This is a genomic window from Massilia sp. CCM 8734 (assembly GCF_011682155.1).
GTDB classification, from domain to species: domain Bacteria; phylum Pseudomonadota; class Gammaproteobacteria; order Burkholderiales; family Burkholderiaceae_D; genus Telluria_A; species Telluria_A rubra.
Genome location: NZ_WHJI01000188.1, coordinates 1 through 549 on the forward strand (window position 1 = coordinate 1; position 549 = coordinate 549).

At 66.3% G+C, this 549-nt stretch carries 1 pseudogene; it reads left to right on the forward strand.

The features are described 5' to 3' along the window. Window positions 1-549 (forward strand): annotated as a pseudogene (locus tag F2P46_RS36185) (site-specific integrase); the annotation flags it as partial.

Below are 549 nucleotides of genomic sequence, written 5' to 3' on the forward strand. Positions count from 1 at the left end.
CGAGCGGCATGCAGCTGGTCCCGACGCTGGAGGAATTGATCGAGCAATGGGAGGAACTGCGCGCGCCGATCGCCAGCAAGTCGCATCGCCGCGGGATCGACGTTTTCAAGCGCCGGCACCTTCACGGGCTGGGCCAGCTGCTGATTAGCGACTTAGGCACCGAGATCATCGAGAAGGCGCGAAACGCGCACCTGGCCACGCGCAAGCCGGCCACCGCGAACCACTGGCTGCGCAAGCTCAAGCTGCTGGTGAACTGGGCCGTCAAGCGCAAGATTATTCCCAAGCTGCCGTGGGACGTGCCCATGCTGCCGGTCCAGAAGATCCCGCGCGCCACCTTGCCCACCAAAACCACCGACGACTGGCTGGCAGAGATCGACAAGGCGACCACGCGCTCGCCGTCCGTCGCCGTCGCTGTGCGTCTCATGTACGGCCTGGGCCTGCGCGAGTCGGAAGCGGCCAGCGCCTGCTGGGAGTGGATCGACTGGGAGCGGCGAACCTTCACGCCCGGCATTACCAAGGGGAAGGAGGCGGTCCCAGTGCCGATGCCGC